This window comes from Paracoccus panacisoli (assembly GCF_042435015.1).
In the GTDB taxonomy this organism is placed as follows: domain Bacteria; phylum Pseudomonadota; class Alphaproteobacteria; order Rhodobacterales; family Rhodobacteraceae; genus Paracoccus; species Paracoccus panacisoli.
Genome location: NZ_JBHMQU010000009.1, coordinates 93,885 through 109,444 on the forward strand (window position 1 = coordinate 93,885; position 15,560 = coordinate 109,444).

At 72.9% G+C, this 15,560-nt stretch carries 10 protein-coding genes and 1 pseudogene; 8 read left to right on the forward strand and 3 right to left on the reverse strand.

The annotated features are described in order from the left end of the window. The first annotated feature begins 117 nt into the window (after nt 1-117). Complete coding sequence (locus tag ACFHYO_RS02135) at nt 118-1,566, forward strand: TrkH family potassium uptake protein (RefSeq protein WP_036703248.1); 1,449 nt, start codon at nt 118-120, stop codon at nt 1,564-1,566. On the opposite strand, the gene ACFHYO_RS02140 is transcribed toward ACFHYO_RS02135, so the two are convergent. Beyond that, nucleotides 1,567-3,204 carry a peptidoglycan-binding domain-containing protein gene (locus tag ACFHYO_RS02140; RefSeq protein WP_394318043.1) on the reverse strand — a complete coding sequence of 546 codons (1,638 nt, stop codon included), beginning with the start codon at nt 3,202-3,204 and terminating at the stop codon, nt 1,567-1,569. A 95-nt stretch (nt 3,205-3,299) separates the two neighbouring features. Here ACFHYO_RS02140 and ACFHYO_RS02145 point away from each other — a divergent pair. The 7 genes and pseudogenes from ACFHYO_RS02145 to ACFHYO_RS02175 form a co-directional block, all read left to right on the forward strand. Further along, nucleotides 3,300-4,256, forward strand: a pseudogene (locus ACFHYO_RS02145) (glycine--tRNA ligase subunit alpha); the annotation flags it as partial. Between the two features lie 221 nt (nt 4,257-4,477). Continuing rightward, complete coding sequence (locus ACFHYO_RS02150; protein ID WP_394318045.1) at nt 4,478-4,960, forward strand: DUF6446 family protein; 483 nt, start codon at nt 4,478-4,480, stop codon at nt 4,958-4,960. Next, nucleotides 4,957-7,080, forward strand: coding sequence for a glycine--tRNA ligase subunit beta (gene glyS, locus ACFHYO_RS02155; protein ID WP_394318102.1), 2,124 nt, complete (start codon nt 4,957-4,959; stop codon nt 7,078-7,080). The genes ACFHYO_RS02150 and glyS overlap by 4 nt, the downstream gene beginning before the upstream one ends. Nucleotides 7,081-7,181: 101 nt before the next feature. Then, on the forward strand, nt 7,182-8,369 hold the full coding sequence (kynU, locus tag ACFHYO_RS02160) for a kynureninase (protein WP_394318047.1): 1,188 nt from the start codon (nt 7,182-7,184) through the stop codon (nt 8,367-8,369). Between the two features lie 120 nt (nt 8,370-8,489). Continuing rightward, a complete protein-coding gene (locus ACFHYO_RS02165) occupies nt 8,490-9,602 on the forward strand; it encodes an efflux RND transporter periplasmic adaptor subunit (RefSeq protein ID WP_394318049.1) in 1,113 nt (370 codons plus the stop codon). Then, on the forward strand, nt 9,599-10,801 hold the full coding sequence (locus ACFHYO_RS02170) for an efflux RND transporter periplasmic adaptor subunit (RefSeq protein ID WP_036734957.1): 1,203 nt from the start codon (nt 9,599-9,601) through the stop codon (nt 10,799-10,801). The genes ACFHYO_RS02165 and ACFHYO_RS02170 overlap by 4 nt, the downstream gene beginning before the upstream one ends. Continuing rightward, entirely contained in the window at nt 10,798-13,893 is a 3,096-nt protein-coding gene (locus ACFHYO_RS02175; protein WP_394318051.1) for an efflux RND transporter permease subunit, read from the forward strand. The genes ACFHYO_RS02170 and ACFHYO_RS02175 overlap by 4 nt, the downstream gene beginning before the upstream one ends. Here ACFHYO_RS02175 and ACFHYO_RS02180 read toward each other — a convergent pair. Continuing rightward, on the reverse strand, nt 13,890-14,714 hold the full coding sequence (locus ACFHYO_RS02180) for an NAD-dependent epimerase/dehydratase family protein (RefSeq protein WP_394318053.1): 825 nt from the start codon (nt 14,712-14,714) through the stop codon (nt 13,890-13,892). The two genes, ACFHYO_RS02175 and ACFHYO_RS02180, sit on opposite strands and share 4 nt — an antisense overlap. Next, nucleotides 14,711-15,559 (reverse strand): glycosyltransferase, encoded by an 849-nt coding sequence (locus tag ACFHYO_RS02185; RefSeq protein WP_394318104.1) that lies wholly within the window; start codon nt 15,557-15,559, stop codon nt 14,711-14,713. The genes ACFHYO_RS02180 and ACFHYO_RS02185 overlap by 4 nt, the downstream gene beginning before the upstream one ends. Between the last annotated feature and the right edge of the window lies 1 nt (nt 15,560).

Here is a 15,560-nt window from a genome sequence, read left to right on the forward strand (position 1 = left end):
CGCAACCCGGCCTGCGGCGCAACCCGGGCGGCGTGCGGCGCGTCGCCCAGGCTCTCACCCGCGCAACCGAGGTCGGCGCGCTTGACCGCTCGCATGGCTGCGGGCAGTCAGGGCGCCATGATCGACGTCCGCCCCGTGATCCACGCGATTTCCAAGCTCGCCATCGTCATGGGCGTGATGATGGCCGCGCCCGCGGCGGTGGACTGGTCGGCAGGCGCGGCAAGCTGGCGGATCTTCGCCGCGACCGGCGCGGGCACGGCGCTCGTCGCCTGGATGGTGATGCTCGCCACACGGCACGAGGGCCGCACGCTGACGCTCGAACAGGCGTTCCTGCTGACCTCGGGGCTGTGGCTGGTGCTGCCGGTCATCGGGGCGATGCCGATCCGCGCCGCGGTCGCCGGCGCCGGCTTCACCGACGCCATGTTCGAGGCGATGTCCGGCCTCAGCACCACCGGCGCCACTGCCTTCCCCGAGCTCGGGGCGCTGAGCGACGGGGTGCATCTCTGGCGCGGGCTGCTGCAATGGTCGGGCGGGCTCGGGATCGTCGTCGTGGCGATGGTATTCCTGCCGGTGATGCGGGTCGGGGGGATGCAGTTCTTCCGCTCGGAAGGGTTCGACACGATGGGCAAGGTCATGCCGCGCGCGGGCTCGATCGCGGCCGAGATGACCGAGCTCTACCTCGGCATCACCATCCTCTGCGCGATGATCTACGCCGGGCTGGGGATGAGCGGGTTCGACGCGGTGATGCACGCGCTCACCACCTGCTCGACCGGCGGGTTCAGCAACCTCGACGCAAGCTTCGGCGCCTTCATCGGCGCGCCCGAGGTCGCCGCGACGGTGTTCATGATCCTCGCCTCGCTGCCCTTCGTGCGGATGGTGCAGGCGATGCACGGCGACTTCGCCCCGCTGTGGCGGGACAGCCAGATCTGGACCTTCCTCGCCATCATCGCCGTGGTCTGCACGCTGATCGTGATCTACCAGTCGCTGTGGCTGGACGTGCCGCCGTCGCTGGGCCTGCTGCGCGAGGTGGCCTTCAACGTGGTCACGATCATGACCGGGACCGGCTATGCCTCGGTCGACGTGACCCAGTGGGGGCACCTGCCCTTCGTGCTGCTGATCACCGTGGGGCTGATCGGCGGCTGCACCGGGTCCACCTGCTGCTCGGTCAAGGTGTTCCGCTATCAGGTGCTGTTCCAGGCGCTCAGGGCGCAACTCGCGCAGATGCAGTCGCCCAACCGGGTGCGGCTCTTGAGCCTACAGGGGCGGCGGCTCGACCCCGAGGTGGTCAACTCGGTCATGGCGCTGTTCACGCTGTTCGTGCTGACCTTCGGGGTGCTGATCGTCGGGCTGGCGCTGACCGGCCTGCACCCGCGCACCGCGCTAACCGCGGCCTGGACCGCCATCGCCAACGTCGGCCCGGCCTGGGGCCCCGAGGTCAGCGGCAACGGCAGCGTGGCGAATTTCCCCACGACCGCCAAGTGGCTGATGATCGTGGGGATGTATCTCGGCCGGCTCGAGCTGATCACCGTCTTCGTGGTGCTGATGCCGCGGTTCTGGCGGCAGTAGTCAGTTCGCCGGGGCCGGCGGGGTGTCCTCCGCAGGGGCCTCGCCCGCGGCGGCAGCATCCGTCGCCGCGCCCGAGGCCTCTGCCGCGGCCGGCTCGGCCGCTTCGGGGACCGGAGTCGCGCCGAGGCTGTCGAGCATCTCGCCCGCCACCCGCGGCTGGTCGGCGGCGTCCATCTTCGGCCAGATCAGCACCACGCCCTCGACCCGGCCGTTTTCGACCCGCGCCTCGGCCTGGCCGATGTGGGTCTCGTTCTCGCCCTTGAGGCGGGCGTGGCCGGGATCGATCTTGCGCTCGGGCGCGGGCACCCAGCCCAGCGCGGTGACGAGGCCGGTGAAGTCCAGCATCTCCTGCTGCCCGCCCGGCGCGGCATAGAGGATCAGCGCCGCGCCCGAGCCGTCCTTCGGCCCATAGATCGACATCCCCTGCTCGTTGCGGTCGAACTGCAGCCGGTCCATCGGCGCCATGACCGACAGCCCGGTCTGCGGATCGTCCAGCCGCGTCAGCCCCATCTGCGCGTTCCACGCCACGCGCCGGTCGATCAGCGCCTGCATGGCGCTGGCGGCATCGGGGGCGGCGCGCAGGCCGAGCACTTCGGCGGCGATGGCGGCCTGGGTCTGCGGGCCGTCCTTGCCGTCGATGCGGCCCTCATAGTGCCCCGCCCAGCGCAGCGCGCGCTGGATCTCGATCAGCGCCGGCATCTCGGCCGTGCCGGGCCCGGGCAGGTAGATGGGCTGCCCGGCGTCGATCGCGGTGCCCAGTTCGGCCGCCGGCAGCACCGCGCCGGGGCGGCCCACCCGTTCCGCATTGCGGAACGCCGTCAGCCATGCCGCCGCCGCCTCGGGCGCCAGCGGGCCGAGGGTGATCGCATAGCCGCCGTCCGGCTGCTGGTAGAGCCCGGCCTCGGGAAAATCGCTGCGCCAGGTCTGCAAGGCGGTGTCAGCGGCCTCGCGCGTGTCGAAGCGCTGGAGGCGGAGGTAGTCGCCGGGGGCCGGAGCGGTGGGGGTGACCGCCGTTCCCGCGCCGTCGGCCGGGGTGGCCGCCACGCTGTCCGAGGGCGGCGCGTCCGTGGTCGGATCGGTCGCCTCGGGAGCGTTCGCCGCCGCGTCGGGCGCGGCGGCCTCGCTCGCGGCGGCCTCGGTCGCCGCCTCCTCGCTCGCGGGCGGCTGGGCCGGACTGTCGGCGGCGGCCTCCGGGCTCGCCGCGCCCGCCTCAGGCGCACCCGGCGCCACGAAGGTCGAGGCACCCGCCGCCGGGTTCCCCGCCGCCATCCCCTCGGCCGCCCCGGACTCGGCCGGCGCCGTACCCGCGTCGGGCGCGGCCGCGGCCACGACCTCGGCCGGCGCAGGGGCGATGAAACTGTCGCCCGGGATCTCGCCCGCCGCCTTCAGCCGCGCCATCTCGGCCTCGGCGGCGGCACGCTCCATCGGGCCGAGGCCGATGCCGGTCCAGCCGCCAGGCAGTTGAAACGCCACGACATTCGGGAACCGGCCCGCCCAGGCGGCGATCGCCGCCTCGCTCTCGACGCCGCGCTTGGCCTCGATCCTGAGCACCACCGGCTCGGCCAGCGCGGGTGCCGCGACCGACAGCGCCACGACGACGGGCAGGGTGGCGGTCATCAGTCTGGCAAGCGTGCGCATCGGGCGTCCCCATCAGGTGCGGGCAGATTGACCCGCCCCCGGCCGCATCCTATGAGCGGCCTGCATTCGCGCCAGTTATGCGAAAGGACGCCGCCATGACCAGCCCCCAGCCCGCTGCGGCCGCTTCACAACCGCGTCCCCCCTCGCCCGCCGAAGCGAACCGGCCGCGCTGCTTTCAGGACGTGATCCTGCGGCTGCAGAGCTATTGGGCGGCAACCGGCTGCGCGATCCTGCAGCCCTACGACATGGAGGTCGGCGCCGGCACCTTCCACCCGGCGACCACGCTGCGCAGCCTCGGGTCGCGCCCCTGGGCCGCGGCCTACGTCCAGCCCTCGCGCCGCCCCACGGACGGGCGCTACGGCGAGAACCCGAACCGGCTGCAGCACTACTACCAGTACCAGGTCATCATCAAACCCTCGCCGCCGGACCTGCAGGACCTCTACCTCGGCAGCCTGCGCGCCATCGGGCTCGACCCGCTGGTTCATGACGTGCGCTTCGTCGAGGACGACTGGGAAAGCCCGACCCTCGGCGCCTGGGGCCTCGGGTGGGAGGTGTGGTGCGACGGGATGGAGGTGTCGCAGTTCACCTATTTCCAGCAGGTCGGCGGCCACGACTGCCGCCCGGTGTCGGGTGAGCTGACCTACGGGCTCGAGCGGCTGGCGATGTATGTGCTGGGCGTGCAGCACGTCATGGAGATGCCGTTCAACGACCCCGACGCGCCGATCCCGCTGACCTACGGCGACATCTTCCGGCAGACCGAGCGCGAGTATTCGCGCTGGAACTTCGAGCAGGCCGACACGGCGATGCTGTTCCAGCACTTCAAGGACGCCGAGGCCGAGTGCGACCGCATCCTGACCGCCCCCGAGGCCGACGCCGCCGGCCGCCGCATCCCGATGGCCCACCCGGCCTATGACCAGGCGATCAAGGCGAGCCACCTCTTCAACCTGCTCGACGCCCGTGGCGTGATCTCGGTCACCGAGCGGCAGGCCTATATCGGCCGGGTCCGGGCGCTGGCCAAGCGCTGCGCCGACCTGTTCGTGACGACCGAGGCGGCGACCGGCGTGGCCGGTGACGCCCGCGCCGCCGGAGCGGACGGCGCAGCGACGGTGGCGCCGTCGGCAGGTGATGCCGGGCCGGATGCCGCGACGCCCGCGGCTGTGGCGGCCCAAGAGCCGGCCACCGGCGCCCCGTCCACCGGTGCCCCGTCCGCCGACCACACCCCCGCGGCCCCCGGCCCGAGCGACGCCGACCCCGCCCCACGCGGGACGACCCCATGACCTCCGGCAAGATCATGGCCTCGATGCTGGTGCTGGTCGCGCTGCTCGCCGGCGTGGCGGCCTGGTATCTGCAGGTCTACGGCTTCTATGACGAGGTGGACGAGATCACCGGCGCCGCCGACATCGTGGTGACCCGGCCCGACGGCACGACCCATCCCGTGGCGGTCGAGGGCTTCCGCGCCATCGACGCGACGAGCTCGCCCATCCGCTACCGCGCCTGCATGACGCTCGACCCGGCCGAGGTCGCCGACGCCGCCCCCTACCCCGCCGCGACGCCGCTGAACGGGCCGGGGTGGTTCCAGTGCTATTCGGCCAAGGCCCTGACCCTCGACCTCGAGGCCGGCCACGCCCGCGCCATCCTCGGCCAGTCCGAGGTCCGCCCCGACGTGGACCGGGTGCTGATCGTCTATCCCGACGGCCGCGCCTTTGCCTGGCACCAGCTGAACGACAAGACGCCCGCCCGCGGAGTGATGGACTGATGGACCTGCTGATCGAGCTGTTCTCGGAAGAAATCCCGGCCCGGATGCAGCCGCGCGCCCGCGACGACCTGCGCCGCCTCGTGACCGAGGAGCTGGTCGAGGCCGGGCTCACCTATCGTAGCGCCGGGGCCTTCTCGACCCCGCGGCGGCTGGCGCTGGCGGTCGAGGGCCTGGACGCGCAATCCAAGCCCGTGCGCGACGAGCGCAAGGGCCCGCGCACCGACGCCCCCGAGGCCGCGATCCAGGGCTTCCTGCGCGCGACGGGCCTGACGCTCGACCAGCTCGAGCGCCGCGCCGAGAAGAAGGGCGAGGCGTTCTATGCCGTGGTCGAGCACCCCGGCCGCCCGGCCGCCGAGATCGTGGCCGAGGTGCTGTCCCGCACGATCCGCGACTTTCCCTGGCCCAAGTCGATGCGCTGGGGCTCGGGCAACCTGCGCTGGGTGCGGCCGCTGCACTCGATCCTCTGCCTGCTCAGCGACGAGGCCGGCGCGCAGGTCGTGCCGCTTGAGGTGGACGGGATCGCCGCCGGGAACTCCACCCGCGGCCACCGCTTCATGGCGCCTGACGCCTTTGCGGTGACCGGCTTCGACGACTACGCCGCCAAGCTGCGCCGCGCGCGGGTCATGCTCGACCCCGCCGAACGCGAGGCCGCGATCCGGCAGGAGGCCGCGAACCTCGCCTTTGCCCGCGGGTGGGAGATCGTGCCCGACGACGGGCTGATGACCGAGCTTGCCGGGCTGGTCGAATGGCCGGTGCCGCTGATGGGGGTAATCGAGGCGCGCTTCCTCGACCTGCCGCCCGAGGTGCTGCAGACCTCGATGAAGGAGCACCAGAAGTTCCTGTCGGCCCGCAACCCCGCCTCCGGGCGGATCGAGGGCTACGTCACCGTCGCCAACATCGAGACCCCCGACCACGGCGCGACGATCCTCGCCGGCAACCAGCGGGTGCTGGCCGCGCGGCTGTCGGATGCGGCGTTCTTCTGGAGCAACGACCTGCGCGAGGCGAAGGGCGGGATGGCGGGCTGGGCCGAGGGGCTGAAGGCCGTGACGTTCCACGCGAAGCTCGGCAGCCAGGCCGACCGGGTGGCGCGCATCGCCGCGCTGGCCCGCGAGATCGCGCCCGCGGTGGGGGCCGACCCCGATCAGGCGGCGCGGGCTGCCGAGATCGCCAAGCTCGACCTGCGCTCGGCGATGGTGGGCGAGTTCCCCGAGTTGCAGGGCACGATGGGCCGCTATTACGCGCAGGCCGCGGGGCTGGGCGAGGCCGTGGCCGACGCCGCCCGCGACCACTACGCCCCGCTCGGGCCGTCGGACGCAGTGCCCTCGGCGCCGGTGTCGGTGGCGGTGGCGCTGGCTGACAAGCTCGACACGCTGACCGGGTTCTGGGCCATCGACGAGAAGCCCACCGGCTCCAAGGACCCCTTTGCGCTGCGCCGCGCGGCGCTGGGGGTGATCCGGCTGGTGCTGGGGAACGGGGTGCGCGCCCCACTCACGGCGTGGATCGCCGCCGGCGATGCGGCGCAGCAACAGGGCGATGAGGCGCAGAATCAGGCTCATGCCGCCGAGCCTAGCGCCCAATCCTTGACGAACCGTCACCACGACCTGCTGTCCTTCCTCCACGACCGCCTCAAGGTCCACCTGCGGGACCAGGGCATCCGCCATGACGTGATCGACGCGGTCCGCGCCATGCCGGGGAACGACGACCTGACCCTCGTCGTCGCCCGGGCCACGGCGCTCAATGCGATGCTGGCGACCGAGGACGGGACGAACCTCCTGCAGGGGCTCAAGCGCGCCGCCAACATCCTCGCCCAGGCCGAGGCGCAGGACGGGGTGGAATACAGCTTCGGCGCCGACCCGAAGTTCGCCGAGACGGAGGCCGAACGCGCCCTCTTCTCCGCCCTCGACGCCGCCGAGCCGCAGATCGCCGCCGCCGTCCGGGCCGAGGACTACCCCGCCGCCATGGCCGCCATCGCCGCGCTGCGCGCCCCCATCGACGGCTTCTTCGAGGCGGTGCAGGTCAACGCCGACAACGCGGTGCTGCGCCGCAACCGCCTGAACCTGCTGCACCGGATCCGCGAGATCGGCCGCCGGATCGCCGATTTCGGCCGCATCGAGGGCTGATCCCGGCTTCCCCTCAGGCGGTTCTCAAATATCCTCGGGGGGAGTCCCGCAGGGACCGGGGGGCAGACAGCCCCCCGTCCCCGGGCACGACAGGAGCCGCCATGACCGACTTTGCCGCCACCCGCGCCGCGTTCCACCTGCCCGAGGGGGTCACCTACCTCGACGGCAACTCGCTGGGGCCGATGCCGGTGCGCGCGGCCGAGCGGGTCGCGGCGATGATGCGCGACGAGTGGGCCGAGATGCTCATCACCGGCTGGAACCGCGCCGGCTGGTACGCGCAGCCGCGCCGGGTGGGCGACCGCATCGCCCGGCTGATCGGGGCCGGCGCGGGCGAGGTCGTCATGGGCGACACGCTGTCGATCAAGGTCTTCCAGGCGCTCAGCGCGGCGCTGACGCTGAACCCCGGCCGGCGGGTGATCCTGTCGGACAGCGGCAACTTCCCCTCGGACCTCTACGTGGCCGAGGGGCTGGCGCGCGCCGTGGGGGCCGAGCTGCGGGTCGTGGCGCCCGAGGCGGTGGCGGGGGCGATCGACGCCGATCTGGCGGTGCTGATGCTGACCGAGGTGGACTACCGCACCGGGCGGCGGCACGACATGGCGGCGCTGACCGCGCAGGCGCACGCGGCGGGCGCGCTGACGGTCTGGGACCTCGCGCACTCGGCCGGGGCCATCGACGTGGACCTGCGCGGCGCCGACGCGGATTTCGCCGTGGGGTGCACCTACAAGTACCTCAACGGCGGGCCGGGCGCGCCGGCGTTCATCTGGGTCCACCCGCGCCACGCCGAGGCCGCGCGGCCCTGCCTGCAGGGCTGGATGGGCCACGCCGCGCCCTTCGCCTTCGACCCCGACTACACCCCCGCGCCGGGGATCGAGCGGATGCGGGTCGGCACGCCGCCGGTCATCGCGCTCGCCGCGCTCGAGACGGCGCTCGAGGTCTGGGACGGGGTCGACATGGCCGACCTGCGCGCCCGCTCGGTGGCGCTGACCGAGGCGTTCATCGCGGGGGTCGAGGCCGAATGCCCGGGCGTCACCCTGCACTCTCCGCGCGACCCCGCGGCGCGGGGCAGCCAGGTCGGGTTCCGCCACCCCCAGGCCTATGCGGTGATGCAGGCGCTGATCGCCCACGGCGTGATCGGCGACTTCCGCGCCCCCGACGTGCTGCGCTTCGGATTTGCCCCGCTCTACAACGGGATGGAGGATGTGGCGCGCGCCGTGGCCGCCCTGTCCGACATCCTGCGCACCGGCAGCTGGGACCGGCCCGAGTACCACCGCCGGGCCGCCGTCACCTGACCGGGGCGCCCCCGCGCCGGGCACCCGCCGTTCACGCTCGGTTCACCCTCTTCCCAATTGCCGGGTTCCCTTTGAGCGGCAGGCGCGGCATAGGAATGCGGAGATTGAAAGGCGCATTTCATGCGATTCGGATTTTTGCTGCTGCCGCTGTTGCTCGCGGCCGGGGGGCCGCTTGCGGCCGAGACCCCCTCCGCCCCCTCCCCGCCGGTCGCCGAGGCTGCGCCGCAGGCGCCCGCCGGGGGACCGCTGCTCGCCGTCGAATATGTCCCGGTCGAGACCCGGCCGCTGACCCTCGGGGTGCGGCTCACCGGCACCATCGGCGCGCAGGACAGCATCGACCTGTCCTTCCCGAACGGCGGCCGGATCACCGAGATCCTCGTCGAGGCCGGAAATCGGGTCAGCGCCGGGATGCCGCTGGCGCGGACCGACGCGGTCCAGCAGCAGCAGGCGCTGAACCAGGCCGAGGCCGGGGTCACCGCCGCCGAGGCCGCCGCGCGGCAGGCCGGGCAGGCCGCCGAGCGCGCCGACGAGATGCTGCGCCGGGGGGTGGGCACCCGCGCCGCCCGCGACGCCGCCCAGCAGGCGCTGTCGGCGGCCGAGGGCCAGCTTGAAAGCGCCCGCACCCGTGCCGATCAGGCGCGCCGGGCGCTGGACGACGCGGTGCTCAAGGCGCCCGAGGAGGCCGTGGTCACCGCCCGCACCGCCGAGCCCGGGCAGGTCGTCGGCGCCGCGCAGCCGATCCTGTCGCTCGCCGCGCTGACCGGGCTCGAGGCGGTGTTCCGGCTGCCCGATTCGCCCCGGCTGGACGCGTGGAAAGGGGCGCAGGTGAGTCTCAGCCCCATCGACCACCCCGACCGGCGCCTCAACGGCACGGTCAGCGAGATCGCGCCGCTGGTCGATCCGGCCACCGGATCGGTCGCGGTGCGGGTTGCGATCGACGGCCCGCTTGACCCCGCGCTGCTCGGCGCGGCGGTGGTGGGCACCGCCGAGGTGCCGGCCGGCGAGGGGATCGAGCTGCCCTGGACGGTGCTGACCGTCAGCGGCACCTTGCCCGCCGTGTGGCGGATCGGCGCCGACGACCGCGTGGCCATCGCCCCGGTCGAGGTCGAGCGCTACGAGACCGGCGTGGTCGTGGTCCGCGCCGGCGTGACCTCGGGCGAGGTCGTCGTCGGCGAGGGCTCGCAGCTCATGTATCCGGGCCGCCAGGTCCGCCGCGGGACACCCCGGCCATGAGGGCGGCGTGGGTTCTCTGCGCGGCGCTGCTTGCAGCCGCCGCGGGGCCGGCGGGCGCGCTCGAGCTGCCGTTTTTCGGCCGCGGCGAGGCCGAGGCGCCGCCGCCCGCCCCGCCGCGCCCGGTGGTGACCGAGTTCGCGGCCGATACCGCCGCCTTCAACCGCTCGATTCCCGGGGTGGTGGCGGCGGTGACCGAGGTGCGCATGGCGTTTCAGACCCTCGGGCGGATGACCGCCCGGCCCGTCGACGTGGGCGACCGGGTGGCGCAGGGCGACCTGCTGGCGCGGCTGGCGCCCGAGGACCTCGAGGGCGGCGTCCGCGCGGCCGAGGCCGCCGTCGCCGCCGCCGAGGTGAACCTGACGACCGCCGAGAACACCGCCGAGCGCGCCCGCGCGCTGGCCAGCCGCAACGTCGCCTCGACCGCGCAGCTCGAGCAGGCCGAACAGGGGCTCGCCGCCGCGCAATCCGCGGTGGCCCAGACCCGCGCCCAGCTCGAGAGCGCCCGCAATGCCGAGGGGTTCGCGGTGATGACCGCGCCCATCGCTGGGGTGATCTCGGACGTGCAGGCGGCGCCGGGGGCGGTGGTCGCGGCAGGGGACCCGATCATGACACTTTCATCCGAAGACCGGCTCGAGGCGCGGATCGACCTGACCGAGACGCAGCTGCGCGGCCTCGCGCCCGGCGACCCCTTCACCATCTGGCGCGACCCGGCGACCGAGGCGGGCCGCGCCGAGGCCGAGGGCGAGGGCGCCGAAGTGCCCGACCCGGCGCAGGCCGCGTCGGCCGCGGCCGCCCAGACCAGCCCGCCGGTCGAGGGCATCGTCAGCCGCATCGCCCCCGTCGCCGACGCCCAGACCCGGCTGCGGCGGGTCCACCTCGCCCTGCCGATGGCCGTGGGCGAGACCTCGGGGCTCAGGATCGGCAGCCTGATCCGCGCCCGGCGCGCCGGCGCCGACGCGCTGCGCCTGACCGTCCCCGCCGCCGCCGTGGTCGTGGGGCCGGAGGGCGGCGCGGGCGTCTGGACCGTGACGCGTCAGGGCGACGGCGGGACCGTGGCGCTGACGCCGGTGACGCTCGGCGCGACCGAGGGCGGCCGGACCGAGGTCACCGGCGGCCTTACCCCCGGGGCCGAGGTGGTGGTGCGCGGGGTCCACTCGCTCACCCAAGGACAGGCCGTCGGGCCGAGGGTGGCGCCATGATCCGCCGCCGCAGTTTCAACCTGTCGGACTGGGCGCTGCACCACCGCTCGCTGGTGTGGTTCCTGCTCATCGTGTCGATGGTCGCGGGGATCATCTCGTATCGCAGCCTCGGCCGCGAAGAGGACCCCAACTTCACCATCAAGGTCATGGTGATCTCTGCCGCCATGCCCGGCGCCACCATCGGCGAAACGCTGGACCAGGTCACCGACCGGATCGAGACCAAGCTCGAGGAGCTGGACGAGCTCAAGTTCACCCGCTCGGTCACCATGCCCGGGCAGGCGGTCGTCTATGTCGAGCTGCTCGACACCGTGCGCGGCGGCGACGTTGCGCGGACGTGGCAGCGGGTGCGCAACATGATGGGCGACCTGCGACCCGAGTTCCCGGCCGAGTTCGCGGGCTTCCAGTTCAACGACAACTTCGGCGACGTGTTCGGCAACATCTACGCCTTCACCGCCGACGGCTTCACCCAGCGCGAGCTGCGCGACCGGGTCGAGGCGATCCGCAAGCAGGTCCAGGGCCTGCCCGCCGCCGGCAAGACCAGCCTTCTGGGCGTGCGCGAGGAACAGATCTACCTCGAGTTCTCCTCGACCCGCCTCGCCGCGCTGGGGCTGCGGCAGGAGCAGGTGGTCCAGACGCTCGCCGCGCAGAACGCCATCGCCCAGTCGGGGATCGTGCAGGCGGGGCCCGAGCGGGTGCTGGTCCGCGTCGGCGGCCAGTTCGACACAGCCGAGTCCATCGCCGCCGTGAACCTGCGGATCGGCGACCGGTTCTTCAACGTGGGCGACGTGGCAACCGTCACCCGCGGCACCGCCGACCCGCCGGCCGCGCTCTTCCGCTACAACGGGCAGGAGGCCATCGGCCTCGAGGTCGCCATGCGGCAGGGCGAGAACATCCAGACCTACGGCGCCCAGCTGGACGCGATGATGCAGACCATCGCCGCCGACCTGCCCATCGGCATCGAGATGCACAAGTTCGCCGACCAGCCCCATGTGGTGACCGAGGCGGTCGGCCATTTCGTCAAGGCGCTCGCCGAGGCGGTGGGGATCGTGCTGCTGGTCAGCTTCGTGAGCCTCGGGTTCCGGGCCGGGTTCGTCGTGACGCTGACCATCCCGCTGGTGCTGGCGATCACCTTCGTGATCCTCGACATCTGGGGGATCACGCTGCAGCGCATCTCGCTCGGCGCGCTGATCATCGCGCTGGGGCTGCTGGTCGATGACGCGATGATCGCCATCGAGACGATGATCTCGCGCCTCGAGCTGGGCGAAAGCCGCAGCGAGGCGGCGAGCTATGCCTGGACCTCGATCGCCTTCCCGATGCTGTCGGGCACGCTGGTCACGGTCGCGGGCTTCATCCCCATCGGCCTGAACAGCTCGGCGGCGGGCGAGTTCACCTTTTCGCTCTTCGTCGTCATCGCCGTGTCGCTGCCGGTGTCGTGGATCGTCGCGGTGCTCTTCGCGCCGCTTCTGGGGGTGACGCTGCTGCCGGCGAAGATGGCCCATCACGCCGGCCGCGCCGGGCCGCTGCGGCGGGCGTTCCACGTCATGCTGCGCGCCGCGATGCGGTTCCGCTGGGCGACCGTGATCGCCACGGCGCTGATCTTCGTGGGCTCTGTCTGGGGGATGCGCTTCGTCGAGCAGCAGTTCTTCCCGACCTCGGACCGCACCGAGATCATCATCGACGTGACCGAGCGCCACAACGCCTCCATCGCCCGCACCGACGCCTCGATCGCCCGGATCGACGCCTTCCTGAAAGAGCAGCCCGAGGCGAAGTTCTGGACCAGCTACGTCGGCCGCGGGGCGCCACGCTTCGTGCTGGCGATGGATGTGCCCACCCCGGGGCCGTTCATGGGGCAAGTGGTGATCCAGACCGCGAACCTCGTGGACCGCGACGCGCTCAAGGCGCGGCTGAACGCCTGGGCCGCGACCGAGATGGTCGGCACCGACGTCTATGTGAAGAACCTCGAGATCGGTCCGCCGGTCGGCAAGCCGGTGCAGTACCGGGTCAGCTCGAACGACCTGAACGAGGCGCGCGACGCGGCCCGCGGCCTTGCCGCGGTGATGGCGGCCGAGCCGCGGCTGCGCGACATCTCGCTCGACTGGAACGAGCCGGCCCGCGTGGTCCGGGTCGAGGTCGATCAGGACCGCGCCCGGCAGCTCGGCCTCTCGTCGACCGACATCGCGGGAGCGCTGGCGGCGCTTTATTCCGGCAAGGGGGTGACGCAGCTGCGCGACGGGATCTTCCTGATCGACGTGGTGGCGCGGGGGGCCGAAACCGACCGGCAGTCGCTCGATTCGATCCAGAACCTCGAGCTGGCGACGACCACAGGCACGCCCATCCCGCTCGCGGCGCTGGCGCGGCTGAGCTATGAGACCGAGCAGCCGCTGATCATGCAGCGCGACGGCCGCCCGACGGTGACCGTCAAGGCGGCGGTGGCGACCAAGGACCAGCCCGCGACGCTGGTCACGGCCCTCACGCCGGCGGTCGAGGCCTATGCCGCAACCCTGCCTGCCTCGGTCCAGATCGTGATCGGCGGGACGGTGGAAAGCTCGGGCCAGAGCCAGGCGCCGATCGCGGCAGTGGTGCCGGTGATGCTGCTGATCATGGCGACGCTCGTGATGATCCAGATGCAGAGCTTCCGCCTGTCGCTGATCGTCTTTGCCGCCGCCCCGCTGGGGCTGATCGGCGTGGTCGCGGCGCTGGTGCCGTTCCGGGTGCCGATGGGGTTCGTGGCGATCCTCGGCATCCTCGCGCTGATCGGCATCCTGATCCGCAACTCGATCATCCTCGTGCACGAGATCCAGGCGCTGCTGGCGCGCGGGCGGTCCAAGTGGGACGCGGTGTTCGAGGCGTCGGACAGCCGCGCCCGCCCGATCCTGCTGACTGCGGCGGCGGCGAGCCTCGCGCTGATCCCGATCTCACGGCAGGTGTTCTGGGGGCCGATGGCGTTTGCGATGATGGGCGGGATCATCGCCGGGACGCTGATCACGCTGCTGTTCGTGCCGGCGCTTTACTGCGTCGTGTTCGGGGTCAAGCGGCCGCAGCCGGGCACAGGCGGGCCGGGGGCGCTGCCCCCGGACCCCCGGGATATTTAGGTCCAGCCCGAGGGGGGCGGGGCGAGCATCCCCGGCAGGGCTGCGACGAGGCCGGGCCAGCCGCGCGTGCGCCAGCCCAGGGCGGTGAGCCGCGCGCAGCCCATCTGCGAGACGGGCGTCTCTGCCCGCGGCGGGGGGGCGTGGGGGCAGCCGGTGAGGCGCTGCACCTCGGAGAGCAGGTCGTGGCGGTCGACGAGCAGGTCCGAGACGTGGAACGCGCCCCTGTCCTGCGCCTCGAGCACCAGCGTCAGCGCGGCGGCGAGGTCGTCGGCGTGCACCTCGGTGCCCCGGCGCGGGGCGACGGGGCGGCCGGCGCGGTAGTCGGCGAACAGGCCTTGCCATTTATGCCCCGCGCCGGGGCCATAGACGCCGGTGGCGCGCAGGCTGGCGGTGGCGAAGCCGGGGCCGTCGAGGGCGGCGAGGCCCGCCTCGGCCTCGGCCTTGACGCGGCCGTAGAGGCTCGCGGGGAGGGGCGGGGTGCCGTCGGGCAGCGGGGTGCCCTCGGGTCGGCCGTCATGGACGGCGCGGGATGACAGGAACACCACCTGCCCCACCCCCGCCGCCCTCGCCTCGGCAAAGAGCCGCAGCGAGGCGTCGCGGTTCAGCGCCACGAAGCGGTCGGGGTCGTCGCCCTCGCCGCCCCGGTATTTCCCCGGGACATGGGCAAAGCCGGCGTGGACCAGCGCCGCGCAGCCCTCGAGCGGGGCCGGCTGGCCGAGCCGCCAGCCGGGCAGCGGGTCCACCTCATGCCCCGCCGCCGCCAGCCCGCGGGCGAGGAAGCGCCCGACGAGGCCACTGGCGCCGGTCAGCGCGACCCTCATGCGGGATCGGGCACGGCGGGCTTGGGCAGGCTGCGGCTGTCGGGCACCGGCCCGTCGCCGGCATAGGCGCGCCAGAGGTCGATCAGCGGCGCCAGCCGGTCGGCCTTGGCGTGGTCCTGCCACGGCTTTTCATACTGGAAATGCAGCACCCGGATGTCCGCCCACGACCACAGCGCCGGCAGGTTGAACCACACGTATTGCAGCATGTTGTCGAACACCGGCAGCCCGTGCCAGGCGGGGAAGGCAGCCTGCAGGAAGGTCTGGTCGGTGCGCCGCCAGAACGCGCCGGGCACGTCGAGCTGTGCCATCAGCCGGGCGAAGGTGGCGGGATCGGGCCGGGCGGTGAAGACGCCCGAGTTCATCCGGTGAAAATCGCCCAACCCCTCGTAGACGTTGGGCGCGGCGCAGAACTCGGGGTAGTCGAACAGCCGGTCGATCGGTTGCAGCACCAGCGTGTCGGCGTCGAGAAACACCACTCGCTCGTAGTCCAGCTGCCACAGCCGCAGCTTGGCGAAGTTGTCGAGCGGGGTGTGGAAGGCGGGCTTCTCGCCCTTGGTAAAGGGTGCGAGGCCGTGAATGCGGTCGCGCGCATGGGCGGCGTTGAACGCGTCCGAGGTCGGCAGCAGCTCGACCCGGACCAGCCGCGGATCGAAGGCCCTTAGGGGCGCCAGCGCCGCCTCGGACACGCCGCCGGTGTGCATCACGCAGAGATCGGCGCCCGTTCCGGTCAGGCGCAGCGAGCGCAGCAGCGCCCGCGCGCCCCGCGCAAAATCATCGTTGGTAACGAGCGTCACATAGGCGTTGCGCGCGCCCCGGTCGCGCGCCGCGTCGAGCCCCTCGGGCAGC

What these genes read in the sequence shown, in the direction of transcription:
- ACFHYO_RS02170 (WP_036734957.1), top strand. Translation starts at nt 9,599, where the DNA reads ATGAGGGCGGCGTGGGTTCTCTGCGCGGCGCTGCTTGCAGCCGCCGCG.
- kynU (WP_394318047.1), top strand. Translation starts at nt 7,182, where the DNA reads ATGACCGACTTTGCCGCCACCCGCGCCGCGTTCCACCTGCCCGAGGGG.
- ACFHYO_RS02150 (WP_394318045.1), top strand. Translation starts at nt 4,478, where the DNA reads ATGACCTCCGGCAAGATCATGGCCTCGATGCTGGTGCTGGTCGCGCTG.
- ACFHYO_RS02140 (WP_394318043.1), bottom strand. Translation starts at nt 3,204, where the DNA reads ATGCGCACGCTTGCCAGACTGATGACCGCCACCCTGCCCGTCGTCGTG.
- ACFHYO_RS02135 (WP_036703248.1), top strand. Translation starts at nt 118, where the DNA reads ATGATCGACGTCCGCCCCGTGATCCACGCGATTTCCAAGCTCGCCATC.
- ACFHYO_RS02180 (WP_394318053.1), bottom strand. Translation starts at nt 14,714, where the DNA reads ATGAGGGTCGCGCTGACCGGCGCCAGTGGCCTCGTCGGGCGCTTCCTC.
- ACFHYO_RS02165 (WP_394318049.1), top strand. Translation starts at nt 8,490, where the DNA reads ATGCGATTCGGATTTTTGCTGCTGCCGCTGTTGCTCGCGGCCGGGGGG.
- ACFHYO_RS02175 (WP_394318051.1), top strand. Translation starts at nt 10,798, where the DNA reads ATGATCCGCCGCCGCAGTTTCAACCTGTCGGACTGGGCGCTGCACCAC.